The following is a 15,044-nucleotide window of genomic DNA, read 5'->3' on the forward strand; positions in this document are numbered from 1 at the left end:
CACTGCGCTTCAGCGGTCGGTCAGGTCCCGCACCTCCGCGTAACGCTCCCGCACGTGCGGGGCCGGGTCGGCCTCGTAGTGGCGGCTCGGTTCGGGTTCCCAGGTGGGAGGCTCGTCGCCTCCGCGCAGCACCCACGCCGCCTGCCGGGCCGCGCCCCGCGCCACGTACTCCCCTGGTTCGGGAACGTCGACGGGCATGCCCAGCACCGCCGGCGCCATCTCGCACACCGCCTGCGAGCGCGCCCCACCGCCGACGAGCAGCACCCGCCGGACCTCGGTGCCCTGCGCCCGGATGTGGTCGATGCCGTCGGCCAGCGAACACAGCAGGCCCTCGAACGCCGCGCGGGCGACATGCGCGGGCGTCGCCGTTCCGAGCCGCAGCCCGTGCAGGGCGCCCGTCGCGCCGGGACGGTTCGGGGTACGCTCCCCTTCCAGATACGGGACCAGCACGAGTCCGTCGCTGCCGGCCGGCGCCGAGAATGCGAGCCGCGTGAGCTCGGTGTGGTCGACCCCGAGCATCGTCGCGGTGGCGTCCAGTACCCGGGCCCCGTTGAGCGTGCACACCAGTGGCAGATGCCGGCCGGTCGCGTCGGCGAATCCCGCGACGTAACCGTCTGCGTCGCGGGCCGGTGTCGTGGACACCGCGCACACCACGCCCGACGTGCCGATCGAGACGACCACATCGCCTTCGCGGACGTCGAGAGCCAGCGCGCTCGCCGCATTGTCGCCGGCCCCCGGACCGAGCAGGGCACCGGCGACCGTCTCCCCGACACTCTCGGCCGGCCCGGCGACCCGAGGGAGGAATGGGCTCGGCCGGCGCAGGGCCTGTTCGAGCAGATCGTGTCGGTAGGTGTCGGTGGATGCGTCGAAGTAGCCGGTGCCGCTCGCGTCACTGCGATCGGTGGCGAGCCGGTCGAGGTCGCGGTCGGTGCGCATCGTCCACGTCAGCCAGTCGTGCGGCAGGCACAACGCCGCCGTGCGGTCGGCATTGCCGGGTTCGTGGTCGGCGAGCCAGCGTGCCTTCGCGACGGTGATCGCGGCGAGCGGGACCACCCCCACGGCCTCGGCCCACGCGCCCGCGCCACCGGCCTCGTCGACGAGATCGGTCGCTGCCGCTGCGGATCTCGTGTCGTTCCACAACAACGCGTCGCGGACCACGTCGCCGCGCTCGTCGAGGCACACCATGCCGTGCTGCTGCGCTCCCACCGAGATCGCCGAGACGTCGTCGAGTCCGCCCGCTTCCGAACACGCCCGCTCGAAGGCAGCACGCCACTCCAGCGGGTCGACCGCGGTGCCGGACGGATGGGGAGCGCGACCCTCGCGCACGACGGCCCCGGTGTCGGCGTCGCACACGACGACCTTGCAGGACTGGGTGGACGAATCGATCCCGGCGACGAGCGTCATCGCGCCGCCTCCCGGGCCGCGGTGCGGTCGGCCAGCGTGGGCAGGTCGGCACCGGCGCGGGCCACCGTCAGACCGGACGTCCACGCGGCGATGTCGAACACATCGCGCACATCGTCGATGCCGATGCCACGCAGTCGTTCCCGACGGTCGGCCCCGAGGAGACCGCAGGTCCACAATCCGTCGAGCAGACCGGTGGTGAAGGCGTCGCCGGCGCCGACCGTGTCGACCACCTCGACCCGCACGGCGGGTACCTCGATGGTCCCGGCCGCGCACAGCGCCACCGCACCTTGTTCTCCACGGGTCACCGCAACGATCGCCGGCCCTCGCGAGAGCCAATCCCGCGCGGTGTCGAGGGGATTACGATCGGGCGCGAACCACGTCAGGTCCTCGTCGCTGGCCTTGACCACGTCGGCGAGCGAGACCAGACGTTCGATCCGTTCCCGTCCGCGCGCCGGGTCGTCGATCAGCGCCGGTCGGACGTTCGGATCGAAGCTCACCGTGGATGTTCCCGCCTGCTGCGCAACGAGTTCGGCGACGAGATCGCAGCCGGGTTCGAGCACCGTCGCGATGGACCCGGTGTGCACGAGCACGGCGTCCACCGACGGCGGCGGCTCGACAGGATCCCAGACGATGTCGAATTCGTATGTCGCGGAACCCTTCTCGTCGATCTCCGCCTGCGCGGTTGCCGTGCGCTCGGCTGCTGCGCTCCCCGGCGTCAGCGACACCCCGGAGGCCGCGAGGTGATCGACGATCCGCCGTCCGCGGGCGTCGGTGCCGACGCGTGTCGTGAACTGCACGGGCCGGCCGAGCCGGCCCAGACCGAGCGCGACGTTGAGCGGACTCCCGCCCACGTGCTCGACGGGTTCGGCGCCGCCGCGGTGGACGATGTCGACGAGGGCTTCTCCGACGACGAGGGCGTGGCCGTTCATTCCGGCTCCCCCGGAAGTTCCTTCAGGGTGGCGCGTGCGCCGTCGCTGTGCAGGGCGTTGAGCGCCCAGGTGTAGGCGTCGACGAAACGGTGGTTCTGCGCGAGATCGCCGAAGACCTCGGCGTTCTCGATGAAGGCGGTGGGATGCGTGAGTTGTCCTCGCGCGATCGGGACGAGCGTGTCGGCGAGCCGGTCGACCACCTCGATCGGTTGTCCCTGTTCGTCGATACCTTCGGCGTAGCGCGCCCACGAAGCGACGATCGCCGCGGACAACCGCACGTGCGCATCGGCGGCAAGGTTCTCCCGGATCACGGGCACCAGCCACTTCGGAATGCGATCGGACGACTCGGCGCACAGGCGTGCGATCGTGTCCCGGATCTCGGGGTTCGCGAACCTCTCGATCAGGGTGGTCTTGTACTCGTCGAGATCGATGCCCGGCACCGGTTTCAGGGTCGGTGTCGCTTCGGTGTCCATGTACGCACGGACGAATCCGGCGAGGAGCGGATCCTGCGCGGCCTCGTGGACGAGGCGGTATCCCATGAGATACGCGAAATAGCAGAGTCCCTGGTGACCGGCGTTGAGCAGACGCAACTTCATCAGCTCGTAGGGAGCGACGTCGTCGACGATCTGGACTCCCGCATCCTCGAAGGGCGGTCGTCCGTCGGCGAAGTCCTCCTCGAGCACCCAGGAGGTGAAGGGTTCGGCGGCGACCGGCCAGCGGTCCTGCACGTCGAAGCGTTCGGAGAGCGCCGAGACCACCTCGTCGGTGGTCACCGGGGTGATCCGGTCGACCATCGAGTTGGGGAAACGGACGTGCTCGGTGATCCATTCTGCGAGATCGGGATTCAGAAGGCGCGCGTATTCGGTGAAGACGCGACGCGCGACGGTTCCGTTGCCCTCGATGTTGTCGCACGACATCACCGTCGGAGCGCGCAGCCCCCGCTCCCGGCGCCGGGCGAGAGCCTCGGTGACGAGACCGAAGACGGTGGCCGGGGGTTCGCCGGACCGCAGATCGTGTTGCACGGCCGGATCGTCGACGTCGAACTCACCGGTGTCGTGACGGATGTTGTAACCGCCCTCGGTGACGGTCAGCGAGATGATCCGGGTGGTCGGGGCCGCGAGGAGCTCGATGACCGCCTCGGGATCGTCTGGGGCGTAACGATAGTCGACGATGGAGCCGATCACCCGCGGCTCCCAGGTGCCGTCGGGGTGGGTGAGCACCAGCGTGTACAGGTGGTCCTGGACGGCGAGCGCCTCCTGCATACGGCGATCACCGGGGAGCACCCCGACGCCGCAGATACCCCATTCCTTCGCCTTCCCCTGTTCGAGGAGCCGGTCTACGTACATCGCCTGGTGCGCGCGGTGGAATCCGCCCACACCGAAGTGCACGATGCCGACGGAGACGTCGTCCCGACGGTAGGTCGGGACGGGCACACCCAACTCGGGAAGCGTCTGCTCGTTCACGTGCATGGATCTTCAGTCCTTTCCCGCCGGATCGGTCACGTCCACGACGGCCTTGATGTTTCCGGGTGTCCGATCGGATTCGAGTGCGTCGGCGGTCTTGTCGAGGGGGAACCGGGCGGTGACCATCGAGTCGAGATCGACCCGTCCCGCCCCGAGGAGCGCGAGCGCGGTCGGCCACGTGTTCGCGTAGCGGAACACGCCGGTCAGGATCAGTTCGCGGTTCTGGACCCACTGCACCGGCAGGGTCATCGTCTCGGCGCCGGATCCGACGAGGACGACGGTGCCGCCGGGACGGACCGCGCGGATGCCCGAATCGACGGCGGAGGGGGCGCCGGACGCGTCGACGTAGGCGTCCACACGCAGGGCCGACGGGTCGTCGACGCGGGGATCGAGCGCAGCGCTCGCCCCGAACGACAGTGCGGTCTCGCGTCGTCGCTCGTCGAGGTCGGTGACGACGACCTCGACCGCACCGAAGGCGCGCGCGACCTGTGCGACGACGATGCCGACGGGCCCGGCACCGGTGACGAGGACTCGTGAGCCGGCGGTGACACGGGCCTTCCGGACGGCCGCGATACCGACCGACAGCGGCTCGCACAGGGCGGCGGCATCGTCGGACACGGTGTCCGGAACGGGATGCGCGAAGGCCGCCCCGATGGTGACGTACTCGCACAGCGCGCCGTCGACGGGCGGTGTGGCGTAGAAGCGCATGTGCGGGCACAGGTTGTAGTCGCCGCGGCGCGTCTCCTCGGTGAGCGGGTCGGGGCGTTGCGGTTCGATCGAGACCCGCTCGCCGATCCGGCTCTGCGGAACACCGTCCCCGACCGCGACCACGACCCCGGACGCCTCGTGGCCGAGCACGATCGGATCGGTCACGACGAACTCGCCGATACGTCCTTCGCGGTAGTAGTGCGCGTCCGAACCGCACACCCCTACGGTGGTCACCCGGACGAGGACGTCGCCGGGCTCCGGTGCAGGTAGTGGCCTTTCCTGCATCTCGATGCGGCCCGGTTCGAGAAGTACGGCGGCACGCATCGTGTCCGGGAGCGGCGGGCGAACTGTTGTGTGGGTCACACTGTGATGCTAACGTACTGAGCAGATGCACGCACCCCTGAGCAGATGCTCACGAAGCGTCCGAATACTGCTCACACCAAGGAGAGCTCGTGACCGCCCCCGGCCCCACCAACATCCCCGACACGGAGAGCCCGGTAGCCACCGATGATCTCCGTCTCGCCGTGCGGGCCGCGACGCTCTACTACCTCGACGGACTCACGCAGGCCGAGGTGGCGCAGCGTCTCGGCGTCTCCCGTCCCACCGCCGGCCGGCTCGTCGCGCGCGCTCGCGCCCAGGGCCTGGTGCGCATCGAGGTCACCGTGCCACCCGCCTGGCGCGACGACCTGCACGCCGAGACCGAACGGGCACTCGAGGAGCGCTACGGACTCGTCGAGGCCGTGGTGGTCGGGCGCCGGGTCGACGACGCGGGTCCGATCGAGGACTCCGCAAGCTTCACCGCCCTCGGGCGCGCCGCCGCCGGCCTGCTCACCCGCCGTCTCCGCCCCTCCGACACCCTCGGATTCACGTGGGGTCCGGAGACCGTCGCCGTGGCACAGGCCATCCCGTCGGGTGTCGCCAGTTGCGCCACGATCGTCCAACTCGACGGCTCCCTCTCCACGAGCGCCTACCAGACCGGCACCGAGTTCGTCCTCGGCCGCTGCGCCGAACAGCTTCGGGCGCAACCGCTCCGGCTTCCCACACCGCTGTACGCCGATCCGTCCACGGTCGCGTCGATGCGCGCCGACTCGTTGATCTCCCGCACGCTCGAGGTCGGGCGCCGCGCGGAGGCGATGATCTTCGGTGTGGGCGCCGTGTCGACCTCGACCACCCTGTTCGAGGGCAGCTTCCTCGACACCACGATGCTCCACGAACTCGACGGCCTCGGTGCGGTCGGTGAGATCGGCGGCCGGTTCTTCCGTGCCGACGGCACCGCCGTGCACGGCGAACTCGAAAGCCGCACCATGTCGGTACCTCTCGACGACGTCCGCGACTGCCCCGCCACGATTCTCGTCACCGGCGGACAGTCCAAGCACCGCGCTGTACTCGGTGCTCTCCGAGGCGGTCTCGCGAACATGCTCGTCTGCGACATCGCGTGCGCCCAGTACCTGCTCGACCATCCCGACCAACGCCCTCGAGAACGGCACCCCGAAGGACGAGGCACCACCGAAATGAGGTAGACCATCGTGCCTACAGCAAGAAGATCCATCCGCGCGGCCGCGGCAGGAGCCGTGGCCCTGAGCGTCGCACTGACCGGTTGTGCCGGTGCAGGATCAATCGGTACGTCCGGCCGCACCGTCACCATCGCGATGGTGTCGAACTCCCAGATGCAGGACGCACAGCAACTCGCGTCGCAGTTCGAGGCCGAGAACCCGGAGATCGACCTGAAGTTCGTCACCCTCTCCGAGAACCAGGCCCGCGCCAAGATCACCGCGTCCACGGCGATGGGCGGTGGCGAGTTCGACGTCGTGATGATCAGCAACTACGAGACTCCCCAGTGGGCGGAGTACGGCTGGCTCACGAATCTGTCACCGTACATCGAGCAGACCGACGGCTACGACGCCGACGACATCATTCCCTCGCTGCGCGAAGCACTCTCGTACGAGGGCGATCTGTACTCGGTGCCCTTCTACGGCGAATCGTCGTTCCTCATGTATCGCAAGGACCTGTTCGAACAGGCCGGCATCACGCTGTCCGACCCGCCGACCTGGACCGAGGTCGCCGAGGCCGCAGCGCAACTCGACAGCCCCGACATCAACGGCATCTGCCTGCGCGGCAAGCCCGGCTGGGGTGAGCTGCTCGCACCGCTCGACACCGTCATCAACACCTTCGGCGGACGGTGGTTCGACGAGAACTGGAACGCACAGCTGAACAGTCCCGAGGTACGCGAAGCGGTGCAGTTCTATGTCGACCTCGTCCGCGAGTACGGTCAGCCCGGTGCCGCGACGAGCGGATTCAGCGAGTGCGCCACGCAACTCGCGCAGGGCCGGGTCGCCATGTGGTACGACTCCACCTCCGCCGTCTCGACCCTCGAGGATCCCGCGTCGAGCAACGTCGTCGGGAAGATCGGCTACGCGGCCGCGCCCGTCCAGGAGAAGGACCCCTCGGGCTGGCTCTACACCTGGTCGCTCGGCATCCCCGCGAGCAGCGAACACACCGAGGACGCCTGGAAGTTCATCTCGTGGATGACCGACCAGCAGTACCTGCGCACCGTCGGCGAGCAACTCGGCTGGGAGCGGGTGCCGCCGGGCAGCCGACTGTCGACCTACGAGATCCCCGAATACGCCGAGGCCGCCGCGGCCTACGGCCCGATCACCCTCGAATCCATCGAGGGAGCCGACCAGCAGAACCCCACGGTCGACCCCGTCCCGTACACGGGCATCCAGTTCGTGGCCATCCCCGAGTTCCAGGATCTCGGCACCCGGGTCAGCCAGCAGATCAGCGCCGCCATCGCCGGACGGCAGAGCGTCGAGGACGCCCTCGACCAGGCACAGAAGTACGCCGAGGCCGTCGGCGCGACCTACCGGGAGAAGACGTCATGACCGCACCTGCAGCGCAGCGTCCCGCACCGGACGCCGACGAGCGCATCCGCGCCGTACGGGAAGCGAAGGAGGAGCAGATCTCCCGCGCCGAGGGATGGCGCCGGCGCGGCCCCCTGCTCCCGGCCCTGATCTTCACGATCGTTGTCACACAGATCCCGTTCCTGTTCACACTGTATTACTCGACCCAGTCCTGGAACCTCGTCAGCCCCGGCTCCCGCCGGTTCGTCGGACTCCAGAACTACGTCGACGTCTTCCAGGACAGCCAGTTCTGGCAGGTCACCCTGAACACGGTGATCCTCATCGTCGGCACGGTCCTGATCTCCGTGATACTCGGGCTGCTTCTTGCGCTCCTGCTCGACCGGGCGTTCCTCGGCCGCGGTATCGCACGGACCCTGCTCATCACGCCGTTCCTCGTCACCCCGGTCGCCAGTGCACTGATCTGGAAGACGTCGATGTTCGATCCCGTTTTCGGCATCGTCAACTTCGTTCTCTCCCCCTTCGGATTGGGAGAGGTGGACTGGATCAGCCGGTTCCCGCTCCCGGCCGTGATGGTCGCGCTGGTGTGGCAGTGGACGCCGTTCATGATGCTGCTCATCCTCGCCGGCCTGCAGTCGATGCCCCGCGACATCCTCGAGGCCGGCCGCGTCGACGGCGCCGGAGCCTTCGCACTGTTCCGCGAACTGACGCTGCCGCATCTGCGCCGGTTCATCGAACTCGGCACCGTTCTCGGCGCGATCTACCTGGTGAACACGTTCGACGCGATCTACATGATGACCCAGGGCGGACCCGGCACGGCCAGCTCCAACCTGCCGTTCTACATCTACCAGCGCGCGTTCCTCGGCTTCGACATCGGCCAGGCCGCGGCAATGGGTGTCGTGGTCGTCATCGGCACGATCGTCATCGCCACCTTCGCGCTGCGCCTGATCTTCACATCGTTCACCGGCAAGGAGGAAGCGGCATGAGCACCACGGCCACGCAGCCGCAGGCTTCGGACACCACGGCACCCACCGGCCGTGTCATGCGCACGGCCCGGAAGCGCAAGAACCGCAAGTTCAATCCCTGGGGTGTGGTCGCGTGGATCGCCGCCATCGGATTCTTCTTCCCGGTCTTCTGGATGGTGCTCACCGCCTTCAAGCAGGAGGCCGACGCCTACTCCGACCCACCGAAGTTCTTCTTCACCCCCACCCTCGACCAGTTCCGGGCGGTGTTCGAGACCGGAGTGGGCACGGCCCTGCTCAACTCGGCCTTCGCCACGATCGTCTCGACGGTGCTGGTCCTGCTGCTCGGCGTGCCGGCGGCCTTCGCGCTGTCGCTGCGGCCGGTGAAGAAGACCAAGGACGTGCTGTTCTTCTTCATCAGCACGAAGATGCTGCCCATCGTCGCGGCGATCATCCCGCTGTACGTGATCGTCGCGAACGTCGGCCTGCTCGACAACATCTGGGCCCTGATCATCCTGTACACGGCGATGAACCTGCCCATCGCGGTGTGGATGATGCGGTCGTTCTTCCTCGAGGTCCCGGGCGAGCTGCTCGAGGCGGCGAGCATGGACGGCGCGAGCCTGTGGACGGCGGTGCGCGAGCTGATCCTGCCGCTCGTCTCCCCCGGCATCGCTGCGACCGCCCTGATCTGCGTGATCTTCTCGTGGAACGAGTTCTTCTTCGCCGTCAACCTGACCGCTGTTCAGGCGCAGACAATTCCCGTCTTCCTCGTCGGCTTCATCACCGGTGAGGGCCTGTACTGGGCCCGGCTGTCCGCCGCCGCGACGATGGCGGCGCTGCCCGTCGTGCTCGCGGGCTGGCTCGCCCAGAACAAGCTCGTGCGCGGCCTGTCGTTCGGCGCCATCAAGTAGACCCGATTCCTTTTACCAGCAAGGACTTCCATCATGGCCGACATCACCTACCGCAACGCCTCGTGCATCTACGAGAACTCCGACACCTTTGCGGTCGATTCGCTGAACCTCGACATCGAGGACGGTGAGTTCGTGGTCCTCGTCGGACCGTCCGGATCCGGCAAGAGCACCGCGCTGCGCATGCTCGCCGGGCTCGAGGACATCGACGAGGGGTCGATCTCCATCGGCGGCAAGGACATGACCGGTGTGCCGTCGAAGGACCGCGACATCGCGATGGTCTTCCAGAACTACGCGCTGTACCCGAACAAGACGGTCGCCGAGAACATGGGCTTCGCTCTGAAGATGCGCGGTGTGAGCGCGGACGAGCGGCGCCGCAAGGTCGAGGAAGCGGCGAAGATCCTGGACCTGACCCAGTTCCTCGACCGCAAGCCCGCCAAGCTGTCCGGTGGTCAGCGCCAGCGCGTCGCGATGGGACGCGCGATCGTGCGCGAGCCACAGGTGTTCTGCATGGACGAGCCGTTGTCGAACCTCGATGCGAAGCTGCGCGTGCAGACTCGCACCGAGATCGCGGCGCTGCAACGCCGTCTCGGCACCACCACCGTCTACGTCACCCACGACCAGGTCGAGGCGATGACGATGGGCGATCGCGTCGCCGTCCTGAAGAACGGAGTGCTGCAGCAGTTCTCCAGCCCCACCGAACTCTACGACCGTCCCGCCAACGCGTTCGTCGCCGGTTTCATCGGCTCACCGTCGATGAACCTGCTCCGCGCGAAGGTCGTCGACGACGGAGTCGTCGTGGGCAGCACCGTCATCCCCGTCGAACGCGACCGCATCGCGCGACTGCACTCTGCAGGCATCGAGGAGGTCACCGCCGGGATCCGGCCGGAGGACTTCGAGATCGCCGACGAGGGCGTCGAAGCCGTCGTCGAACTCGTCGAGGAACTCGGCAGCGAGTCGTACCTGTACACGCGGGTGCCCGGCACCGGCAATCAGGTGGTCGCGCGGGCCCTCGTCCGCACCCCCGCACGCCTCGCCGACACCGTGCACCTGCGCAAGCGCGAAGGTACGGTGCACCTGTTCCACGTCGACACCGGAGAGCGAGTGGGCGACTGACCCGGCGACGGAAGGATCCTCAGTGGGCGAGCAGAAGGAACGGATGCTGGCCGGCGAACTCTACATCGCCGACGACCCCGAACTCGCCGCCGACGCGCTGCGGGCAGCGCTGCTGACCGAGAAGTACAACGCGTCGAGTGCAGCGGATACGGATGCGCGTCGCGCACTCCTCGAGGAGTTGTTCGACTCGATCGGTGACGACGTGGAGATCCGGCCGCCACTGCAGGTGGACTACGGGTATCGGATCACCGTGGGGGACGGGACATTCGTCAACTTCGGCGCGATCATGCTCGACGTCGCGCCGATCACGATCGGCTCGGACGTGCAGATCGGCCCGAACGTGCAACTCCTCACCCCCACTCATCCCCTCGATCCCGATCTCCGCCGCGCGAAGTGGGAATCGGCGCAACCCATCACGATCGGCGACAACGTGTGGCTCGGCGGTGGCGCAATCGTCGGACCGGGCGTCACGATCGGCGAGAACACGGTCGTGGGAGCCGGCGCGGTGGTCACCCGCGACCTGCCGCCGAACGTCGTGGCGACGGGCGTACCTGCTCGGGTGACGCGCCGGCTCTGAGCCGATCGAAGCCACCGCCTCCGAGTCGATCGGAGCGGAACTTGCGTCGATCCCGACGCTCGCTATGCTGCCCCGCATGATCAGTCGCCGCGCACGCCTCGTCAGCTTCGTCGTCGTCGCGGGTGCGGCACTCGTCGCGGCAGGGTGTTCGCGCAGCGTGGAGGGTGAGGCCACCGCATCCGAAGCACCCCCCGAGCCGTCGAGCACCACGGCGACCTCGTCGGCGCCGACCACGACCGCGACCACCACGGCCGCACCGAAGCCGGTCGACCCCGACGACTACGCGGCGACCAGCGAGGGCGTGTACTACTTCGCCTCGCCGGGCGGGCAGTTCGGATGCGCCATCCTCGTCCACACCGCCCCCCTGACGGGCTGCCAGGGCACGATGCCGGCGAGTGCACCCCGGGTCCCCGGCAGCGGCGCGCCCGACGTGCTGGTGCCCGCGAACGCCCTGATGCTCGAAGGGGACGGCCCCGGAGAGTGGGTCAGCATCGGCGACATCGCGTTCACGGATCTCGGAGGTGCCCCGAATACGCTGCCCCACGGCAGCACTCTCACCGTTGATCCGTTCACGTGCACCGTCGACGAGAAGACCGCTGTCACGTGCGAGACGGACACCCATGGCTTCACCGTGTCGGAGACCGGTGGCGAGGTGTGGTGACCGCATCGGCGATCAAGGAGCGCGGTCAGGGCAGGTCGTCCCGCGCCATCGGCATCATGAAATCGCCGATCTCGTCCCGCATCCACCACTGGCGCGTCGCGCGTCGTTCGGCGCGCGTGGCGAAGCGGTAGCGGAACAGGCGGGCCCGCACCAGACGGGGCGGTTCGTCCGGGAACGGGTTGTGCCGGAGCAACTTCACGGTGGCCGGATCGTTCTCCAGCAGTTTTCCCGCGAACCGCGGGAACCACCCCGCGGCGTAGTCGCGCGAGATCCCCGCGAACCACATCAACCAGTCCAGACGCAGGTGGTACGGCGCGTACTGACGAGGCCTGCGATACACGTCGCCCGGTTTGCCCTTGAACTCGTACTCGCGCCACTCCGTCGCCGGTGTCACCACCGCATCGGTGGTGCCTTCGACGATCACTTCCCGCCGGGTGCGTGTGACGGTGCCGAACGCGCCGTAGGTGTTCACGAAGTGCCACTTGTTGAACGAGGCGTTCATCGCCTGCCGATGCGACATCAGATTCGACACCGGCCAGTAGCTGAGCACCGCGACCAGCACGGTCAGCGCCACCACGGCGACGGTGAACGCGATCGGTGTCGGACCGTAGGTCGTGGTGGAGTCGATCAGCAACCCGTAGAAGCTGTCGGGCACCACCGACAGCGCGATGACGATGGTGATCCAGTTGAGCCACGCGAAATTGCCGCTCGTCACCAGCCACAACTGCGTGACGATCATGATCAGTGCGGCGATCCCGGCGACCGGTTGCGGCAGGAACAATCCGAACGGCACGACGAGCTGGGTGAAGTGGTTACCCGCCACCTCCACCTTGTGCAGCGGCCGCGGGATCAGGTGGAAGTAGCGGCTGAGCGGGCCGGGCATCGGCTGGGTTTCGTGGTGGTAGTACAGGCACGTCAGATCGCGCCAGCACCGGTCGCCACGCATCTTGATCAGTCCGGCACCGAACTCCAGGCGAAACAGCAACCAGCGCAGCAGGATCAGCACGAGCAGCGGGGGCGCGGTATCGGCGTTGCCCAGGAAGATCGCGAGCACACCGCCCTCGAGCAGCAGCGACTCCCAGCCGAACGAGTACCAGACCTGGCCGACGTTGACGATCGACAGGTACAGCAGCCACATCACGAACCACACGAGCATGCAGACCACGAGCGGCAACTGCTCGGTGACACCGAGCACCGTCACCACCGACAACACGAGACCCACCGCGGCAACCGCGGTGAACAGAGCGTCGGAGTATCTCCAGTGGAACAGGCTCGGCGACTGCCGGAACGATGTGAGCGCCAGGAAGCGCGGGGCGGGAAGGATGCCGCGTTCGCCGATCAGCGCCCGGAACTGCAGCAGGGCCGCGAGGAAAGCCACGGCGTACAGCACCGCGAGTCCACGGGTGACCAGCAGCCGCCCGATCGTGTACCCGTCCGCGTCCAACCAGTCCATCGCTCGGCTCGTTCGTCGTCTGTCGTGCGCGCCATCTCGAGCATGCCACGTCCGGTTCGCCGACGGAGACAGTGTTGCGACGATGGGTCGACGGGATCGGGCCTCGTCCTCACTCGATACGGGTGCGGAGACCGACCGGCTACACGCGGATCTCCCGCCGCAGCCCACTCGCTCGGAGCACCTGCCGTGCCACGCCCGCGCGTACCGCATCCTCGGTCCCGATGATCCGCACGTGCGACCGCGCACGCGTGATCGCGGTGTACAGCAGTTCGCGGGTGAGCAGCGCCGATCCCGAATCGGGCAGCACCACCGAGACGGTGCCGTACTGACTGCCCTGGCTGCGGTGGATCGTCATCGCGTAGACGGTGCTCACCGCCGGGAGCTGACTCGGGCGCAGTTCGAACGGCGTCTCGCCGCGTGCGAACGCCGCGACGAGTTCGTCGCCGCGCCGCACGACCACGCCGGTGTCGCCGTTGTAGATCTGCATGTCATGGTCGTTCGCGGTGACGAGCAACGGCCGGCCCGGATACCAGCTCTCGGGATCGAGTCGCTGCCCCGCGGCCTCCCCGATCCACTCGGCGGCCTGCCGCGCCCNACGCCGGCCGGGCCGTCGCGGTGCGCGCACAGCAACCGATGTTCCTCGAACCGCTTCAGCGCCGTCTCGACGTCCCCCGTCTCGGCGGACTTGGTGACCTCGGCGGCGGAGCGGACGATGTCGTCGCGCAGGGCGTCGAGGTCGGAGGGGGCCACGAACGAGACCTCCGGGTCGCCCCTGCGCAGGATGTCGAGCACCTCGTCGCCGGCGCCCTTACGGACGGCCACCGCCAGCTCGGCGATCGCACCACCGAAGCGGCGGCCGCGGCTCAGCCGCACGACACCGCCACCGAGCCGGGCGCGTTGGGCCGGAGTGAAGGCCGCCTCGGCGGGGTCGTCGGCGGCCGCCNGACCCGCTCGAAGACCGGATCGAGGGTGCCGCTGACCGGGCGCCCCACGAGGTCGGCAAGCACCGCACCGGCGTCGACCGAGGCGAGCTGGTCGGGGTCGCCCACGAGGACGAGCCGGGTGTCGGGCCGCACCGCCTCGAGCAGGCGGCACATCATCGTCAGCGACACCATCGACGTCTCGTCGACGACGATCACGTCGTACGGCAGGTGGTTGCCCGCGTGGTAGCGGAAGCGGGTGCGGCCGCGCTGCCAGCCGAGCATCCGGTGCACGGTCATGGCGGTGAGATTCGGCGGCAGACCCAGCTCGGTCTCCTGCTCGCGCACCGATTCCTGGAGGCGCGCAGCGGCCTTGCCGGTGGGAGCGGCCAGGCCGATGCGCAGTTCGTGTCCGTACAGGCGGGTGAGCAGCGCGAGGATCCGCGCCACGGTGTGGGTCTTGCCGGTGCCCGGCCCGCCCGCGATCACCGTGGTCGGTCGGGTGGCGGCGAGTGCCGCCGCGACGCGCTGACGATCGGGTGCCGGCGCGGGCCGGGAGGGATCCTCGGGATGGTGGAACAGCTCGTCGAGTGTCGCCGCGATGCGCTCCTCGTCGAGGTCGGGGAACGTCGCCGTGCGCTCGGCGAGCACCCGGCGGATCGTCTGCTCCTGCCGGAAGTACCGGTCGAGATACAGCAGCGGACCTTCCGCGGTATCGACGAGACGCAGCGGACGCAGAGGTCCGCGGTCGCCACCGACCACGAGGGGGCTGCGACGCAGCGCCGCGAGCACGTCCTCGTCGCGAGGCCACGGCAGGCTCGCGGGGTCGACGACGGGATGGCCGTCCGCGTCCTCGTCGACCGTGACCTCGCGGAAACGGGTGAGGTCGAGGCACACCGACCCGGATCGCACGGCACGCACCGCCAGCGCGGTGGCGAGATGCACGTGCGGGTCGTCCTCGCCGCCGAGCGCCGCGAGTCGCAGGGCGACGTGCACGTCGGCGGCGGAGAGTGCGCCCACCTCGTTGAACTGCCGCAGAGCGCCCTTGCCGCGCTGGGCGATCCGAACGTCGGTCATGGACTCGA

Annotated in this window: 13 protein-coding genes and 2 pseudogenes; 7 read left to right on the top strand and 8 right to left on the bottom strand. The window is 68.7% G+C overall.

Features of this window, described 5'->3' with window-relative positions:
* Positions 1-9 precede the first annotated feature (9 nt).
* Genes QR64_RS17170 through QR64_RS17185 form a run of 4 tightly spaced genes read right to left on the bottom strand, consistent with a single transcriptional unit; the run spans position 10 to position 4,828 of the window.
* Positions 10-1,404, bottom strand: coding sequence for a xylulokinase (locus tag QR64_RS17170; protein WP_024103316.1), 1,395 nt, complete (start codon positions 1,402-1,404; stop codon positions 10-12).
* Positions 1,401-2,333, bottom strand: a complete 933-nt coding sequence (locus tag QR64_RS17175; RefSeq protein WP_039586360.1) for a carbohydrate kinase family protein — start codon at positions 2,331-2,333, stop codon at positions 1,401-1,403. Before QR64_RS17175 ends, QR64_RS17170 begins: the two co-directional genes overlap by 4 nt.
* Complete coding sequence (locus QR64_RS17180; protein ID WP_039586362.1) at positions 2,330-3,802, bottom strand: mannitol dehydrogenase family protein; 1,473 nt, start codon at positions 3,800-3,802, stop codon at positions 2,330-2,332. Before QR64_RS17180 ends, QR64_RS17175 begins: the two co-directional genes overlap by 4 nt.
* 6 nt (positions 3,803-3,808) lie before the next feature.
* The gene (locus tag QR64_RS17185) at positions 3,809-4,828 is read right to left on the bottom strand and encodes an NAD(P)-dependent alcohol dehydrogenase (protein WP_024103315.1); all 1,020 of its coding nucleotides are present in this window, start codon (positions 4,826-4,828) and stop codon (positions 3,809-3,811) included.
* A 128-nt stretch (positions 4,829-4,956) separates the two neighbouring features.
* Here QR64_RS17185 and QR64_RS17190 point away from each other — a divergent pair, with 128 nt between their 5' ends.
* From QR64_RS17190 to QR64_RS17220, 7 genes are all read left to right on the top strand, one after another.
* Positions 4,957-6,024, top strand: a complete 1,068-nt coding sequence (locus tag QR64_RS17190; RefSeq protein ID WP_006550638.1) for a sugar-binding transcriptional regulator — start codon at positions 4,957-4,959, stop codon at positions 6,022-6,024.
* Positions 6,025-6,075: 51 nt separating this feature from the next.
* Entirely contained in the window at positions 6,076-7,386 is a 1,311-nt protein-coding gene (locus tag QR64_RS17195; RefSeq protein ID WP_174556297.1) for an ABC transporter substrate-binding protein, read from the top strand.
* On the top strand, positions 7,383-8,348 hold the full coding sequence (locus tag QR64_RS17200; RefSeq protein WP_006550640.1) for a carbohydrate ABC transporter permease: 966 nt from the start codon (positions 7,383-7,385) through the stop codon (positions 8,346-8,348). The genes QR64_RS17195 and QR64_RS17200 overlap by 4 nt, the downstream gene beginning before the upstream one ends.
* Positions 8,345-9,235, top strand: coding sequence for a carbohydrate ABC transporter permease (locus tag QR64_RS17205; protein ID WP_006550641.1), 891 nt, complete (start codon positions 8,345-8,347; stop codon positions 9,233-9,235). The genes QR64_RS17200 and QR64_RS17205 overlap by 4 nt, the downstream gene beginning before the upstream one ends.
* Before the next feature lie 33 nt (positions 9,236-9,268).
* Positions 9,269-10,348, top strand: a complete 1,080-nt coding sequence (locus QR64_RS17210; protein ID WP_016693896.1) for an ABC transporter ATP-binding protein — start codon at positions 9,269-9,271, stop codon at positions 10,346-10,348.
* A gap of 22 nt (positions 10,349-10,370) precedes the next feature.
* Positions 10,371-10,925: a sugar O-acetyltransferase gene (locus QR64_RS17215; RefSeq protein WP_033097265.1), complete on the top strand. Its 555-nt coding sequence runs from the start codon at positions 10,371-10,373 to the stop codon at positions 10,923-10,925.
* A 76-nt stretch (positions 10,926-11,001) separates the two neighbouring features.
* A complete protein-coding gene (locus QR64_RS17220) occupies positions 11,002-11,586 on the top strand; it encodes a hypothetical protein (RefSeq protein WP_228044938.1) in 585 nt (194 codons plus the stop codon).
* Between the two features lie 25 nt (positions 11,587-11,611).
* On the opposite strand, the gene QR64_RS17225 is transcribed toward QR64_RS17220, so the two are convergent.
* From QR64_RS17225 to QR64_RS28130, 4 genes and pseudogenes are all read right to left on the bottom strand, one after another.
* On the bottom strand, positions 11,612-13,039 hold the full coding sequence (locus QR64_RS17225) for a lipase maturation factor family protein (RefSeq protein ID WP_019287997.1): 1,428 nt from the start codon (positions 13,037-13,039) through the stop codon (positions 11,612-11,614).
* Positions 13,040-13,178: 139 nt separating this feature from the next.
* Positions 13,179-13,633, bottom strand: a 455-nt coding sequence (locus QR64_RS28120; protein ID WP_235367199.1) for an ATP-dependent RecD-like DNA helicase, incomplete at its 5' end; no start/stop codon positions are given.
* Position 13,634: 1 nt separating this feature from the next.
* Positions 13,635-13,982, bottom strand: a pseudogene (locus QR64_RS28125) (exodeoxyribonuclease V subunit alpha); the annotation flags it as partial.
* 1 nt (position 13,983) lies between these two features.
* Positions 13,984-15,036, bottom strand: a pseudogene (locus tag QR64_RS28130) (AAA family ATPase); the annotation flags it as partial.
* Between the last annotated feature and the right edge of the window lie 8 nt (positions 15,037-15,044).

Source organism: Rhodococcus sp. Chr-9, assembly GCF_000801125.1.
In the GTDB taxonomy this organism is placed as follows: Bacteria; Actinomycetota; Actinomycetes; order Mycobacteriales; family Mycobacteriaceae; genus Rhodococcus; species Rhodococcus pyridinivorans.

Excerpts from the sequence above, each read along its gene's own strand:
- QR64_RS17170 (WP_024103316.1), bottom strand. The coding sequence starts at position 1,404 with ATGACGCTCGTCGCCGGGATCGATTCGTCCACCCAGTCCTGCAAGGTC.
- QR64_RS17185 (WP_024103315.1), bottom strand. The coding sequence starts at position 4,828 with ATGCGTGCCGCCGTACTTCTCGAACCGGGCCGCATCGAGATGCAGGAA.
- QR64_RS17225 (WP_019287997.1), bottom strand. The coding sequence starts at position 13,039 with ATGGACTGGTTGGACGCGGACGGGTACACGATCGGGCGGCTGCTGGTC.
- QR64_RS17200 (WP_006550640.1), top strand. The coding sequence starts at position 7,383 with ATGACCGCACCTGCAGCGCAGCGTCCCGCACCGGACGCCGACGAGCGC.
- QR64_RS17205 (WP_006550641.1), top strand. The coding sequence starts at position 8,345 with ATGAGCACCACGGCCACGCAGCCGCAGGCTTCGGACACCACGGCACCC.
- QR64_RS17210 (WP_016693896.1), top strand. The coding sequence starts at position 9,269 with ATGGCCGACATCACCTACCGCAACGCCTCGTGCATCTACGAGAACTCC.
- QR64_RS17220 (WP_228044938.1), top strand. The coding sequence starts at position 11,002 with ATGATCAGTCGCCGCGCACGCCTCGTCAGCTTCGTCGTCGTCGCGGGT.
- QR64_RS17180 (WP_039586362.1), bottom strand. The coding sequence starts at position 3,802 with ATGCACGTGAACGAGCAGACGCTTCCCGAGTTGGGTGTGCCCGTCCCG.
- QR64_RS17175 (WP_039586360.1), bottom strand. The coding sequence starts at position 2,333 with ATGAACGGCCACGCCCTCGTCGTCGGAGAAGCCCTCGTCGACATCGTC.